The following is a 15,834-nucleotide window of genomic DNA, read 5'->3' on the forward strand; positions in this document are numbered from 1 at the left end:
TTTCTTATTCAAGTAGATCACATTTTTAAACAATTAGCATAATCTCTATTTACTCACCCGCATTTTTTCTTGCAACACTTTCCAATGCGGAATTAAATTCCTGGAGTTTTTTATTGACACAATTATAGATACTTCCATCCGGATAGTTACCATCTGCATCCATTTTTCCAACTGGAATACCCGTCAGAATTTCCAACCCTTCTTCGATATGATTGATAGCATAAATATTGAAACGTCCCTGCTTAACTGCCTCAATGACCTCATCTTTTAACATCAAATTAATGGTATTGCTGGCCGGAATGATTACACCTTGCTCCCCGGTTAGTCCAGATGTCTGACAAACATCAAAGAAACCTTCGATTTTTTCATTGACACCCCCAATCGGCTGGATTTCACCCCGTTGATCCACCGAACCGGTAACAGCCAGGCACTGTCGGATCCCAACCCCTGCTAAACTTGATATGATCGCATAGAGCTCGGCACTCGAGGCGCTGTCCCCCTCGACGCCATCATATAATTGTTCAAAGGTAATCTGGGCTGTTAATCCCAGCGGTTTATCCTGAGCAAACTTCCCACCAAGATAACCGGCCAGAGTCAATACACCCTTGGAATGAACATTACCGCTCATTTCGGTTTCCCGTTCGATGTTCACGACCCCGCCATGCCCCACATGAGTAATTGCAGTAATCCGGGAAGGCAACCCAAATGTATATCCCCCAGTCTGAATAATAAACAATCCATTAATCTGACCCACTGTTATTCCCTCAGTTTCGATGATAATCCGTCGATCCGCAATCGCCTCCTGAATTTTTTCCTCCAGTCTGTTAAACCGATAGTTACGATCATTGACGGCCTTTTTCACATGAACCATGCTCACTGTCTCGCTATTGTCTGATTTCGCCCGGGCAATGGATTCATAAATTACCTCCCGGACATCGCCAAACCGGGTTGATAATTTTTTCTGGCTTCCCGCCAGTCGTGATCCGTATTCAATGATACCTGCCAAACCTGTCTGATCAAAGCAATGAACATCTTTTTCCTCACAGATTCCACTGACAAAAGAAACATACTTTCGAATATTCTCCTGATTACGGGGCATTTCTGAATCGAAGTCGACTTTCACCTTAAAAAGCTCCCGGAAATCCTCATCACTGGAAAGAATCAGGTAGTAAAGCGGACTACCTATGAGAATGACCTTAAGGTTTAATGGAATTGCTTCTGGTTTTAACGTAACCGTCGGAACGGTTCGATATTGCTCTCCAATATTTTCAACAACTGCAGCTCTATTCGTAAGCATTTTTTTAAGAACATTCCAGACAAAGGGATCCGTTAGTAAATCTTTTGCCTGCAAAACCAGATACCCTCCATTAGCCAGATGAACGGCACCAGGTTTCACCATGGTAAAATCGGTATTAACCAGAAAAAGCTGGCTTTTATACTCAATTTTTCCAAAGATATTGTAATAATATGGATTCGACTCGATAATAACTGGTGCCCCTTTCAAGTTTTCATTATTGATAAATAAATTAATGCGATAGCGGCTATACGGGTCTGTTTCACCCTGACCATTAAATCCATTGAATGCAACTGGATTGTCACCATCACTCGCCTGATGATTTGTTTCATCCGACTGATGATTGGCCGGAAGTGTTTCCTGATTGGTAAAGATACCATATCGATCTGCCACATCATGTAAAACATTATCGAGATACTCAACAATTCGTGAGAACGCCTGATATTTTTCCTTTAGTGAAACAATTAGTGGTTCAGCTCCACGATAAGCTGTTTCTCTGGTCAGTTCGATAATTTGAGCAGTCATTTTTTTTTCGGCCTGTTGACCATCTGCTAATATTCGTTCCAACTTTTTGACCAACAGATACCGCTTTTCATTTATGATATTGCGCTGTTCGTCACTGAGTTTACTATACTCTTCCGGTTGATACGGGCGACCATCATAAAGCGGAATAAACACAAATTTCATCCCCACCGTTTTGACACCGAAGCCATCCTCAAGTGCTTTTTGATTGATGATCATCACCAGTTCTTCCATTTTAAGCTGATAGGTGTTAAAAATCCGATCTTTTTTGAGTTCATAGTCGGTACTTTCAAAGTTCTTCCGAATTGTATTTTTAAGTTCAAGGATCAGCTTGTCCATATCCTTCTGAAAGATCCGCCCTTTCCCTGCTGGCAGAGAAACCGCCAATGGTTTGTCCTTATTACTAAAATTGTAAAGATAACACCAGTCATCTGGAACCGCTCGCAGGGCTGCTGCCCGGTTAACGACATCATTGGTATAGTCGCTCTTACCCGTCCCAGATGGACCAACTACAAAAATATGATATCCATCATCATCCATGGCAATACCAAATTCCATCGACTTTACTGCCCGTTCCTGTCCGGCAATCGCATCCAGGGGCGATACGTCCAGTGTCGAATTGCAAAATTTCAATTCTTCTTCATTGCTGACTTTTTTTAGTTTATCTATGGGTACCCGATAATGATCATGTATTTTCATATCCTGCCACCTTTCCAATCTTTTATGCAAAGAACATCAACAATCCTTTTATAATTAAACCTTTATTATATTAATATCCAACTTGTTTGAAATTACACAATTTTTGTAAATAAAAATGCACCCTAGACGCAGTTAGTCTATGGTGCATTTTGTTCCTCTTTAGGTTTATTTTAATTATTCATCCGTTTGTTGATCTATCGCAACTGAAACTGATCAATCATTTGTTTTAATAGAATCGACTGGCCGGAAAGCTCTTCGCTGGCGGCAGCACTTTCCTCTGCTGTGGCCGAGTTCTGCTGGACAACCTGGGCAACCTGTTCAACGCCCAGATTAATCTGAGCAATGCCAGTAGCCTGTTCGTTGGATGCTTCGGCAATGTTACCGATCAAATCATTGACCTGGGTAATTCCAGCCACAATTTCATCCAGAGCGCTGGCGGTCTCATCGGCAATTTTGGTACCTTCAGCCACCTTGCTGATGGAACCTTCAATCAGTCCGGTTGTTTCTTTTGCAGCATCGGCACTACGGGCTGCCAGCGTCCGAACTTCTTCGGCCACCACCGCAAAACCTTTTCCATGCTGTCCGGCCCGAGCCGCTTCCACTGCCGCATTCAGGGCCAGAATATTGGTCTGGAAGGCAATATCATCAATAACCTTGATAATCTTGGAGATGTCTTCTGATGACTTGTTGATCTCCACCATCGACTGCTGCATTTCCGTCATCTGATGATTACCTTTGTCGGCATTTCCCATCACATCGGTGGCCAGTTCTCTGGCTTTATTGGCATTGACAGCGTTATTCTTGGTTTGATCGGCGATCTCCGTAATCGAGGCTGTCAGCTCCTGAATCGAGCTGGCTTGTTCGGTGGATCCCTGGGCCAGCGCCTGACTGCTGTCGGATACCTGATTGGCCCCGGCATTAACCTGCTCAGCGGCATGATTGATATCACCCAACAACGAATTCAATGTTCCAATAATGGTATTGAGGGCATCCGAAATCGCATTGAAATCGCCGCCAAAATCGCTGACATTGTCCAGGTTAAGATTTCCATTACTGATTTCTCCGGTGACAGTAGCTATTTCGGTGACAATCGTTTTAAAATTACTGCCCATTTCGTTGACTGCTTGTTTTAGTACATCAAAGCTCCCCTGGTAATAACCGTCAACGGTCACATCCAGATTACCATTGGCAATGGCATCCATTACCGTTGCGACCTCTTCCATTGGTTTGGCCATTACAGCAAGTATGCCGTTCATACCGCCGATCAGTTCGTTCCATGAACCACTGAACTTGGTTTCATCAGCCCGGACGTCAAGATCGCCCTGCATGGCAGCGGTGGTCAGAATGATGGCATCGCCAATCAGGTTATCGATGGATTTTTTAACCTCACGGAGATTTGTTTCAATCGCACTGAACTGCTCATAAATCTCATTGGTATACTCATCGGGTTCTTGAATATTCATATCAAAATCAAGATTCCCTGCTGATAAACGTTGTAAATTATCGGCTAGGCGGTTGATTTCGACTTCAGCATATTTATTTGTACTCATGGTTGCAGTGGTATTAAATGACGTTTCAACATAACCAATGGTCTGACCTTTTTTATCGATAATTGGTGTTGTATCCATTCGATAATGCCCACCGCGATATTCAAAGGGAAACTCAATCCTCCCATTTTTGCGGTATGCTTTTACACCGCAATCCTCGTTTTTACACATATCCAGATTTGATTTACAACAGTCATCACCATAAAGTGATTCCCGACTCCCCTCTCGACCGGTGGCAATTCTCAGATCCTGGAGCGTTTTATTAATAAATGTCCATTTTAAGTCCGTATCAACAACGGTAATCCGGTATGGCATAGCATCCAGAATCGCCTGAAAGAAATCACGTTTATCAGCCAGGGTTTTTATGGCCCGATTGACATCGTTGATCCCTTTATTATAATCACCAATCATTTCAGGTATCTGATAGTCTTCCTGGTCGGTCTCAATTTCAACCAGTTCAGGGAGTTGCATCAGGTAATCATTTAGCATCTTCATGGTCGCCTGGATTGCCATCAGGTTACTCCCAATGATGTCCTGATCCGATGACGGAATAAATGGTTCTGACAATTCCCCCTGAGCCAGTTTTCCTGTCATTTCTGAATGCAACTTCATTTTGTCAGCAATTTCAAAAAGTGCTACAGCCACTTCTCCCAACTGATCCTGGGCGTTTTCTGCTTTGATCACTGCTGCCATATCACCTCTAGACAGCCGATAGGCTGCTTCAGTCAAACTGGTTAAACGGTCTGAAATCGCCTTTACACTAAGGACACTCACGACAACCATGATGGCGATACCAATTGCAAAAATTATCACCAAGCTGTTTTGAACATCTGCAAACCGGGGCAAGCTCTGACTGGCAACGGTCATCGCTATACCTGCAGTTATGCTAAAAATCAGGACCGCCGGTAGAACTACCGTCTGAACAAGTTTTGACAGCAAACTCTTTTTTTGTTCCATTATCTCCTCCTATGATCAGCAATTTTTAAATAAGTAATTCGTCTTCACCACTTTTCCCGGAAAGATTATACCCCTAAAAGAATCTCACAATCGTTGCTGTTACTCTTCACAGCCTGGGTATTCAGCCAGAATCATTTAAAAATTGGTTTCATTATATATGAAATTTCTCGTAAACTCAACTTCAATTTTTGTTTCTACGAAATGTTCTCTCAGCTTTGTATTGAACGCAATAAAAAAATGACGTTAGCAACATTTCCTAACGTCATTTCAGATTAAACATTATTATTTGGTCATTTATCGCAACTGAAACTGATCAATCATTTGTTTTAACAGAATTGACTGGCCGGAAAGCTCTTCGCTGGCGGCAGCACTTTCCTCTGCTGTGGCCGAGTTCTGCTGGACAACCTGGGCAACCTGTTCAACGCCCAGATTAATCTGAGCAATGCCAGTAGCCTGTTCGTTGGATGCTTCGGCAATGTTACCGATCAAATCATTGACCTGGGTAATTCCAGCCACAATTTCATCCAGAGCGCTGGCGGTCTCATCGGCAATTTTGGTACCTTCAGCCACCTTGCTGATGGAACCTTCAATCAGTCCGGTTGTTTCTTTTGCAGCATCGGCACTACGGGCTGCCAGCGTCCGAACTTCTTCGGCCACCACCGCAAAACCTTTTCCATGCTGTCCGGCCCGAGCCGCTTCCACTGCCGCATTCAGGGCCAGAATATTGGTCTGGAAGGCAATATCATCAATAACCTTGATAATCTTGGAGATGTCTTCTGATGACTTGTTGATCTCCACCATCGACTGCTGCATTTCCGTCATCTGATGATTACCTTTGTCGGCATTTCCCATCACATCGGTGGCCAGTTCTCTGGCTTTATTGGCATTGACAGCGTTATTCTTGGTTTGATCGGCGATCTCCGTAATCGAGGCTGTCAGCTCCTGAATCGAGCTGGCTTGTTCGGTGGATCCCTGGGCCAGCGCCTGACTGCTGTCGGATACCTGATTGGCCCCGGCATTAACCTGCTCAGCGGCATGATTGATATCACCCAACAACGAATTCAATGTTCCAATAATGGTATTGAGGGCATCCGAAATCGCATTGAAATCGCCGCCAAAATCGCTGACATTGTCCAGGTTAAGATTTCCATTACTGATTTCTCCGGTGACAGTAGCTATTTCGGTGACAATCGTTTTAAAATTACTGCCCATTTCGTTGACTGCTTGTTTTAGTACATCAAAGCTCCCCTGGTAATAACCGTCAACGGTCACATCCAGATTACCATTGGCAATGGCATCCATTACCGTTGCGACCTCTTCCATTGGTTTGGCCATTACAGCAAGTATGCCGTTCATACCGCCGATCAGTTCGTTCCATGAACCACTGAACTTGGTTTCATCAGCCCGGACGTCAAGATCGCCCTGCATGGCAGCGGTGGTCAGAATGATGGCATCACCAATCAGGTTATCAATGGTGATTTTCACATCTGCCAAGCTATCCCCAATTGCCTTAAACTGCTTATAAACTTCGCTGGTGTACTGTCCTGGTTCATCAACCTGTAAATCGAGATCCAAATTCCCTTCAGCTAAGCGATGAAGGTTCTCAGCAAGTCGCATGACCGCATCACTACGATAATTATTCACACTCATAACCGGGGTAATATCATGGGAGACATCCACATAACCAATCTTTTCACCTTTTCGATTGATCAGATTCATGGTATCCATGCGATAATGTCGATCACGGAATTCAAAACGATGTTCAGAATATCCAAGCTCATTCAGTCGCTCACCACCAGCGTTTAACACCTTAACCCCACAATCCTCGCTATGGCACATTTCCAGATTGCAGGAGTTGCACGGAACCCCGCGAATCTCTTCCCGAGAATTGGCTGTCCCGGTCAGTTTCATTAGATCTTCGAGAATTTTATTGACGAAAACCATATTCATATTCTGATCAATTGTCGTTATCCGATATGGTAAGGCATCCAGAATGGTTAAATAATATTCCATATTCGTAGAAACTGTTGCCATGGCCTGATTCATGCGCGTAACGGCTTTTTTATAATCACCAGTCAGATTATCTTCGATACGATGATCAAAATACTCGTTTTTTTCTACTAATTCTGGCATTGAAGCAAGATAGTTAAGGAGTTTTGACATCGATTTTTGTGCTGCTGACAAATGATTTCCCAGCATGTCGTGATCCGATACTGGAGAAATATTCCCTACTAAATCGCCACTTGCTATTTTCTGGGCCATTTCTGCATATCTTTCATTGTTTTCTGCAATTAAAGACAAGGATGCAAAAATTGCACTTAATTGATCCTGCGTGTTAACCGACCGCAATTCAACATCAAGATCTCCATCTGCTATTTTTTGTGCAGCTTCAGCCAGATTGGTTATTCTGTTTGAAGGATCCCTCATCCCTAAAACAACGATCCCGATAACCACAGCTAAACCGATTACATAAACCAGCAACAAGCTGTTTTGAATTTCTGAGAACTGCTCAAAGCTCTGGCTTGTAATGACCATAGCAATACCTGCGACTGCACCGAATACTAAAGCTACCGGTACGACAACTGACAACAGAATCTTTGATAATAAACTCTTTTCACTTTTCATACGCTTTCTCCTTTAATTTTATACTCATTTAAAACTAATCCGACGCAACATCACAATTCCTGTCTGTGATTAAACCGGAATCGTTAAATAGTGTTAAATAACACTACCAAGATTATCTCTTAATGATTTGGATTCTTCATTTGGTCATGAATAATATTATATCGAATAATTTGCGAAATCACAATTACTATTTGACTTTCACAAACATTCTAAGTGATTCCACTACTCTATTGTCGTCAATTGTCGTCTAAACATTAACTTAATTTAAATTTTATGTCAAAAACGGCCTATAACTTTTAAAAAAGAGCTGAAACAAATTCAGCTCCTTTTTTATAATCAGATAACGTCTATTTTTAATGGGAACTGCTGTATACCAGCTCGTTTTTTTCGAAGTCAAACGTATTATTAATGTGCCCCAGAATAATAAGTACTTTACTCAAATTTTCGAAATACACATCATCATACTTGGCACTCCCAATGTCAAATCCTTTTAACGTTGGTAATAACTCCTCAGCACGATCATGATAACTTTCCACCGTAGCACACAATTTGTAGAGCTTTTTAAATTGGTATTCCTCCACCACGTAGAATCGGCCATCATCAACACCATTTTGAATGTTCTCCAAAAACCAGCGATGAATCTGATTGGTTTTTTTAAACCGCCCCATCACTTCTGAAGCCACTGCCCAAGGCTTTAAACGCAGTTGTTTGAGATCCACACCCTTGTCACATTTATATAAAACACTCTCTAAACCCATGTTGTCCCCTCCATTTAGCAATCGATCTTGCTTTTAAAATAATGCTCTCAATCCTAGAATCTCATCTAATGAACCAGTTTCTTTAAGATTCTGATGTTATTGCATTTGTCTTTCTACCATTTTACCCACCCCCTTTCATATAGTCAATTATAAATAGCATCGTTTAAGCATATTTTCACATTTTAATCGGTGCCGATGAATTCTATTTCTTTCAGAGTCATGTTATAATAAAGAAAACTGTGAAATAAGGAGAAAAAAATGAGAAATCGAGTAGGAAACTTGTTATGGGGACTTCTGTTGGTTATTATTGGCCTTGGTTTTGCCGGGAATGTGTTTGGCCTTTGGAATTTTGAATTATTTTTCGATGGTTGGTGGACCTTGTTTATAATTGTTCCCTGCGCCATCAGTATGATTCAAAATGGAGTTCAGCTATGGAATACTATTGGACTCGGCATTGGGGTATTACTTTTTATATCAGCTCGGGGTTATTTTAATGGGTCACTACTGGTAGATCTGATCTTTCCAATTATTATCATTGCCGTTGGTCTGAGTATTATGTTTAAAGACCGCCTTAGCAAAAATGCCAAGCTGATTCAAGGCATGACCAAGGATGGCCTCCCCGAATATTCTGCTGTTTTCGGCGGTCAGGAGATTAACTTTCCTGGTGAAGAATTTAATGGTGCAAATTTAACTGCTGTTTTTGGAAGTGTTTCCCTTGACCTAAGACAAGCGATTATCAACCAAGACATTTATGTTTCTGCTACTGCCGTCTTTGGTGGAGTTGATCTGTTGGTTCCCAATAATGTCCGGGTAGAAATGTCGACAACACCAATTTTTGGCGGCGCTTCGAACAAAACAAATAAACCATTAGGTGATAATCCTCCCACCATTTATATCAACAGCACTAATATCTTTGGGGGGACTGAAGTTAAATGAATACCAATCACTCGTGGATTAAATACCTGGCCATTGCCTTTGGTCTGGTTTTAGCATTGGGGATCATCTCCAGCATTATCAATGGCGGCGTCGCTCTGATGCGGGGTTTTGGATTAATCGATAGTCGCCCTACCATCACTGAACAAAATAGTCATGACTTTTTGCAGGATTTCAGTGGTAAATTGGAGTCTGTTCTGATCAAATTTGACGCCGGTAGTATTACCCTGCAAAGCGGTGATTCCTTTCAAGTTGAAGGGTCAAACATTCCAGCAAGCCTCACTGCCACGTTGGACAATGGTAAACTTATCATAGAAGATCAAGAGAATATCAATCTCTGGCCTAATCTGCTTGGCAAAGATAAAGCTCCCAACCTTGTAGTGACAATCCCTCGTGATACGCATTTAACCAACTTGGAACTTGAAATTGGGGCTGGACGCGGCGAACTATTAAAAATAGTCACCGATAAACTGATCCTCAAACAAGGTGCCGGAGAAATTATCGCGGATCAGCTTCAAGCCGATTCCGGTAAACTTAACGGTGGAGCTGGTGCTGTTCATTTTACCGATGTCAAACTCAATGATTTTGAGATCAAAGGTGGTGTCGGACTCATTGATATTCAAGGACTGGTTACTGGCGATCTGGAAGTCGACTGTGGCGTTGGCGAGACTAGTTTAAATATCAACGCCAGTGTGAACGATTATTTTATTACCGCTGACCAGGGTATCGGGCCCATTACCATTAATGGTCAGAATCTTTCAGAAACTGGAACTGGGTCGAAATCTGCTCCGCATCACATTGATATTGATGGTGGTGTTGGACCAGTTAAATTGACGTTTAAATAGCCGCTAAAAAAACACGTTTAAACAATTGTCTAAACGTGTTTTTTGTATCTGACTTATCTGACAAAATGCATATACACTTTTTTATAGGGGTTTGGCTCGGCCACAACACCCTTGCCATTTTCGATAAGGCGCATCAACCAAACCATATTGGTAGCTGTGACCTCGATAGTCTGCGCACCCTCAGTATCCTGAGAAGCTTCTCCCGCAGTCCGACCATGAATAACATTCCAGTAGTTACCGGTTGCCATAACCATTTCGGAGTAGGTAATATAGTGATTTAATTGATCAATGCTTGCCACCCCACCGGAACGTCTGACGGCAACCAGGGCCCCAGCCACCTTGTGACGAAACAGTCCGCCATTGGCACCGGCAACATAAAAAGCCCGATCCAAAAATGACTTCATATTACCACTGATGCCAGAAAAGTGGACAGGGCTGGCAAAAACAATCCCATCAGCGGCCTTCATTTTCTGAATTCCTTCATTGACGACATCTTTGGTGAAGATACACTGCTCATTTTTATTCTTTCCGCAGGCATTACATCCCGTACAGCCTTGAACCGCCTTCATCCCAACGTTGAAAATCTCAAAATCAATGCTTTCTTGAGCAAAAATATCACCCGCAATACTAAGCGCCGTAAATGTATTTCCCTCACCGTGAGGACTGCCATTTATACCAATTACTTTCATTTCTTACCTCCCTAGCATTATACTCCAGCTATTCTATTTGCTGTTGTTAGTATACCACATTATTTTTAAAGTAAACAAGCAGTCACCTGATTGAAATCTTTCAGATTTAGTAGATTTAATTCTTTGACCACGAATTGTTTTGTGTTATACTGGGAGCATTATTCTATCAGGAGGGCATCATGACTGGCTATATTTTAAGATTTATCAAACTGAATTTTGGGCTCTTTCTATATGGATTGGGAATTATTGTGACCATGCGGGCAAATGTGGGTTATGCTCCCTGGGAAGTTCTTCATAGTGGGATCAGCCAAACCATTGGGGTCAGTATCGGGCTGGTGAACACCGCAGTGGGTGCCCTCATTGTTGCCATTGTATTTCTGCTGGGGGAAAAAATTGGACTTGGTACTATTTTTAATATGTTCATGATTGGACTCTTCATGGATCTGATCCTTTACTTAGATTTCATCCCACTTTTTGACAACTTCTGGATCGGTACCCTGGTACTCATTATTGGTCTTTTTATTATTTCTCTGGGAACATACTTTTATATTTCATCAGCCTTCGGCGCTGGTCCCAGGGATAGCCTGATGGTAGCGGTAACCCGTAAAACAGGACTGCCAGTCGGCCTTTGCCGTGGCATTCTGGAAGTCAGTGTTGTTTTAATTGGCTGGCTACTGGGTGGAATGGTTGGTTTGGGAACGGTTATTTCAGCCTTTGCCATTGGGTTTTGTGTACAAATCACCTTTAAATTGGTAAAATTTGACCCTACTCAGGTAAAACATGAAACCTTTGGCGTAATGCTTCACAATTTGCGCAACCTCAATAAAAATGATTGAACCGGAATGCTTAATTAAGCGTTCCGGTTCGATCGTCATCGATACCTATTCCTCATTTTTAATTATGTCAATAAATACTCTGGCAATTTCCGGATCAAACTGAGTTCCAGAACAACGGTTAATCTCAGCAATTGCTTCTTCAACTGTGAGCGTATCCATATGAAACCGCATCTCGGTCATGGCATCGTAAGCATCAGCAATCGCAATAATTCGGGCTTCAAGAGAAATTTCTTCGCCTTTTAATCCTTTAGGATACCCACAACCATCCCAGCGTTCGTGGCTCTCAAGGATATGATCGGCAATTTCAGCAAACTCGTTGGCAGAACTTAAAATACGGTAACCAATTTCAGGATGACGCCTAATTTCTGTCCAATCCTCATCGCTTAATTTTTCAGATTTATCAAGAATTCCATCGGCGATGCCAATCTTTCCGATATCATGCATTAATCCAGCAGTCTTTAGATCATGGGAGTCCTTTGTGTTCAACCCAACCTTACTCCCTAATTCAGCCGACAGTTTACTAACCCGTTCTGAGTGTAACATCTCCTTCTGGTATTTATCAAACAAGGTTTCAATAACCATTCCAACCGTTTTATTCCGCATCCCCAGGCTTTCTGTAAGTTTTCGACGGTACATATAATCTTCGGCCTTTTTAAATATCTGTTGGATATCTTCGTCCTTATCGTATTTTGTTTCAAACCCAAACGAAATGGATAGTTCCATGGTGCCAACTTTTTCCTTTCTGGCCAATTTTTCAATACGTTCAATTATTGCTTCCGCGACAGATTGATCAGTTTTTGGTAATAACACAACAAACTCATCACCACCCAATCTTGCTACAACATCGTCTGCCCGACACGATTTGGAAATGACAGCCGCCGCCTTTTTTAATAATTCGTCCCCTATGACATGTCCAAAACTGTCATTTACCAATTTCAATCCGTTAACATCTCCCATGATTAAAGACAGGGGGAGATTTCGCGGGGTGTCCAAACGGTGAAGTTCTTCTTCGTAAAAACGCCGATTATAGAGTCCTGTGAGTTGATCGTGATAGCTTAAATATTGAATTTGTTCCAGCTTCTGTTTTTTCTCGGTATAATCCCGAAATACTACAACTACACCAAGCACATCACCCCCTTCATCAATAATCGGAGCAGCGCTGTCTTCAATGGGTCGTTCACTGCCATCTCTGGCAATCAAAAGGGTTTGATTATCCAACTCCCGTATGCTTTTCGTATTGATAACATCTGCAACAATGCTTTCTGCTTTCTCATGGTTGGTTTCATTAACAATTTCAAATACGTCTTCTATTGCTTTACCCAAGGCTTCATTTTTTTTCCATCCAGTTAATTCTTCTGCCACCCGGTTGATAAATAGAATCTGGCCATTCCGATCACAGGAGATAACCCCATCGCCAACAGAAATCAGCGTTGTCTCAAGCAGTTTGCTTTCTTGTTCTAAGGCTATTTCCAGCCGCTTGCTTTCGGTAATATCGATTCCGACTCCGGTGAAATACTGTTTTCCATCAAGGTTCATCAACACCCCGTTAGATCGGATTAGGAGTTTTCCGCCACCCTTCGTAATCAGGTTGGCATCAACCTCGCCATAGCCTGTTTTGTATACTGCTTCAACCGCTGCCATTACTCGAATTAAGTCCTCACCTTCAAACCACTGATCCAGGGACATATGAGACAACTCTTCAGCTGAATAACCAGTCATTTCTTCATGTTTTTTATTCCATTTAATCAGCTTTCCGGTTTGATCATAAACGTATAGATAACCTGGAATGCTCTCGAATAATGCTTTAATGAAGACCATCTCCCGCTCTAACTCAGCTTTTGCAACGATCAACTGATCATTCAGTTCGTTTAGATCATACGTTCGTTCCGAAACCCGTTTTTCTAAGAGCGTATTTTCCTGTCGCAATAAATCACTGTCAAGTTGCAATCCGGAAATATCCGTCACAATCGAAAGTAAATACTTTCTACCTTGCAGCGTTATCGGGCTTGTTCGCACTTCAACATCACTTATTTCGTCATTCGCACGACGATGTTTAAAATAAAACTGCCTCCGTTCTTTATTTTCGGCCCGCATAATTTCTTTCTTCAGCTGATCTTCACTAAGGCAATTAAAGTGGGTAATTTTGGATGCGATCATCTGATCATGCGATTTTCCATAAAATTCACAGGCTGAAATGTTGCAGTCTTCAATTCTGAGGGACACTGGATCAATCAGCAGCATAATTTCCGAATTATTTCGAAATAGCTCTTCAAAAAAAGCATCGTTTTTTTTGATCTGACCTGTTCGATGATCATCCAATTTACTCACCTCATCTACCTTAAATTCATGATTTCATTTTTTATCCCACTTCAAATCGCAGTGTTATATTATCCTATTTACCCCAAACCAGCCGTTTCAATCATCAGGGAGTTTATGATAAATCCTATAAAAAAATCACAAGAAGAATGTTATCATTATTCTTGTGATTCGGATTCGATATAAAAATTATTCAGTCGGTACTGAGGGGAAAATAATCGCCTTTTTCTGACATGCCAATGGGATAGTGACAACGTTTGAGCCAGCGCTGAGTAGAAAGCTCAGGTATCGGCGGAAGTTCGAGACACTGTGTAAATCCTTCCCGGACAATTTCCACAACCTGCTGATCAATGTTTGTTGCCACAGTGTCAAAAACCTCCCAGCCTTTTTCCGGCAAATGAAGCAGGATAATCTGGGTTTTATCACCCTGAGTAAAGGAATCCAACACTTTAAAATGAGAACCTGCCTCCAACACACAGAGCCCCCAATGCGTGTCATGTTCATAAGACTGCATGTTTGCATAATGATTCGAAAGGATTGCCAAACGATGGGTCGTTACCATGCCACCCCGGCGTAAGCTGGCATCAGTAAAGCCCAGTTCCTTTAGCACCATCCCGACCTGGTATTTTTTTTCTAATTGACCGAGATTGCAGTCACGAACCAGTAAGGTAATTCCAGGATAGGTAAACTCGATCACTTTTTCTAAATCTTCAAGCTTTTGATACTTTTTTACAAGCATGATTAAACTCCATCATTTTAAGCTAAACTGGCTGGATTTTTGAAATCACAGCCAACTACATTTTCAACGCTTTTCACATGTTTATTAATTATCACCGTATCATCCAAACACGGACGAATTTTTAGTTGACAACACTAATTATTTTTTTGATCCGGTATGCCATTTTCACAGGGTACATTGACCTGGCACTTACCGCAACCATATCGAGGTTTATATTTTTCCGCTGTTTTATCCAAAAAAATGCTGCATAGTCGATGATCCTTTCCTTTTTCAATTGAAATGGCTTTCACCGGACATTGTTTAACACACGCACCGCACTTCATACAATAGGCGTTATAAATTTCATATGGTCGCTTGTTGGGTTCCAACTGAAGTTCGGTTACCAAACTGCCAAACCTTCCTGCAATACCCTTTTTCGTGATCAGTCCTTTTGAAAGACCGAAAGTTCCCAGTCCGGCAAGGTAAGCGATGTGACGTTCTGACCAGTTACTTGTAAAGGCCAGCGGTTCACCACAAAGTTCTTCAATGGGTTCGGTAATACTGAAAAACTTTTTATCCATTGTCGGTACAACAGTAGCATAGCCAGCCTTTTTTAAGTGTATTTCCATTTTTGATAACAATGCTCGTAACAAGCGGTGGCCTTCAACACGTCCAACTAACCATCCCCAGGAGGGCCAGATTTTTTGTTCCCGATTGCTGGCTTTAACAGCTTCGCTGTATGGCAGAAAAAATGAAATCACGGTTTGTGCTGTTGGCAACCACTCCCGAGGATTCCGGAAATGACAGCCAATCACCTCGGGATTTTTGAGAACTGCAAACACCTCATCACTCGCTTCACAAAAACCAAAAATTGGCGAATCGTATATTCTTTCACCGACTAATTCAACAGGTGCTTTACTGTCCATTTTTATCCGATTATCAGCTGAATTTGTAATAAAGTCTTCAGCCAGCTGTATTAATTCTATCTTGTCCATTTATGCCTCTCTCCGATTCATCTTGTAATTCAATTATAAACCAATCTTCCTATATTGTCAAGCCTCAAATCATTGATTTTTAAGGCTTTTATTTAAATAG

11 protein-coding genes are annotated in these 15,834 nt (G+C 41.8%); 3 read left to right on the forward strand and 8 right to left on the reverse strand.

All coding sequences use genetic code 11. The features are described 5' to 3' along the window. Window positions 1-49: 49 nt before the first annotated feature. From Q7P33_RS04735 to Q7P33_RS04750, 4 genes are all read right to left on the reverse strand, one after another. Window positions 50-2,515: a Lon protease family protein gene (locus Q7P33_RS04735; protein ID WP_303867846.1), complete on the reverse strand. Its 2,466-nt coding sequence runs from the start codon at window positions 2,513-2,515 to the stop codon at window positions 50-52. A 194-nt stretch (window positions 2,516-2,709) separates the two neighbouring features. After that, a complete protein-coding gene (locus Q7P33_RS04740) occupies window positions 2,710-5,019 on the reverse strand; it encodes a methyl-accepting chemotaxis protein (protein WP_303867848.1) in 2,310 nt (769 codons plus the stop codon). A 294-nt stretch (window positions 5,020-5,313) separates the two neighbouring features. Then, window positions 5,314-7,644 (reverse strand): methyl-accepting chemotaxis protein, encoded by a 2,331-nt coding sequence (locus Q7P33_RS04745; RefSeq protein ID WP_303867851.1) that lies wholly within the window; start codon window positions 7,642-7,644, stop codon window positions 5,314-5,316. Between the two features lie 353 nt (window positions 7,645-7,997). Continuing rightward, entirely contained in the window at window positions 7,998-8,402 is a 405-nt protein-coding gene (locus Q7P33_RS04750; protein ID WP_303867853.1) for a hypothetical protein, read from the reverse strand. A 258-nt stretch (window positions 8,403-8,660) separates the two neighbouring features. Here Q7P33_RS04750 and Q7P33_RS04755 point away from each other — a divergent pair, with 258 nt between their 5' ends. Together Q7P33_RS04755 and Q7P33_RS04760 are read left to right on the forward strand one after the other, a co-directional pair. Next, entirely contained in the window at window positions 8,661-9,338 is a 678-nt protein-coding gene (locus Q7P33_RS04755; protein ID WP_303867856.1) for a LiaF domain-containing protein, read from the forward strand. Then, window positions 9,335-10,180, forward strand: a complete 846-nt coding sequence (locus Q7P33_RS04760; protein ID WP_303867859.1) for a DUF4097 family beta strand repeat-containing protein — start codon at window positions 9,335-9,337, stop codon at window positions 10,178-10,180. Before Q7P33_RS04755 ends, Q7P33_RS04760 begins: the two co-directional genes overlap by 4 nt. 53 nt (window positions 10,181-10,233) lie before the next feature. Here the strand turns inward: Q7P33_RS04760 and Q7P33_RS04765 are convergent, their stop codons facing one another. Continuing rightward, a complete protein-coding gene (locus Q7P33_RS04765) occupies window positions 10,234-10,869 on the reverse strand; it encodes a flavodoxin family protein (RefSeq protein WP_303867860.1) in 636 nt (211 codons plus the stop codon). 179 nt (window positions 10,870-11,048) lie between these two features. Between Q7P33_RS04765 and Q7P33_RS04770 the strand changes: the two genes are divergently transcribed. Next, entirely contained in the window at window positions 11,049-11,705 is a 657-nt protein-coding gene (locus Q7P33_RS04770; protein WP_303867862.1) for a YitT family protein, read from the forward strand. A gap of 45 nt (window positions 11,706-11,750) precedes the next feature. On the opposite strand, the gene Q7P33_RS04775 is transcribed toward Q7P33_RS04770, so the two are convergent. The 3 genes from Q7P33_RS04775 to Q7P33_RS04785 form a co-directional block, all read right to left on the reverse strand. Next, the gene (locus Q7P33_RS04775) at window positions 11,751-14,033 is read right to left on the reverse strand and encodes a PAS domain S-box protein (protein WP_303867868.1); all 2,283 of its coding nucleotides are present in this window, start codon (window positions 14,031-14,033) and stop codon (window positions 11,751-11,753) included. A gap of 181 nt (window positions 14,034-14,214) precedes the next feature. Continuing rightward, the gene (locus Q7P33_RS04780; protein ID WP_303867870.1) at window positions 14,215-14,760 is read right to left on the reverse strand and encodes a hypothetical protein; all 546 of its coding nucleotides are present in this window, start codon (window positions 14,758-14,760) and stop codon (window positions 14,215-14,217) included. A gap of 134 nt (window positions 14,761-14,894) precedes the next feature. Then, window positions 14,895-15,734, reverse strand: coding sequence for a 4Fe-4S binding protein (locus Q7P33_RS04785; RefSeq protein WP_303867874.1), 840 nt, complete (start codon window positions 15,732-15,734; stop codon window positions 14,895-14,897). Between the last annotated feature and the right edge of the window lie 100 nt (window positions 15,735-15,834).

It is taken from the genome of Acetobacterium wieringae, from assembly GCF_026646375.1.
Taxonomy (GTDB): Bacteria; Bacillota; Clostridia; order Eubacteriales; family Eubacteriaceae; genus Acetobacterium; species Acetobacterium wieringae_A.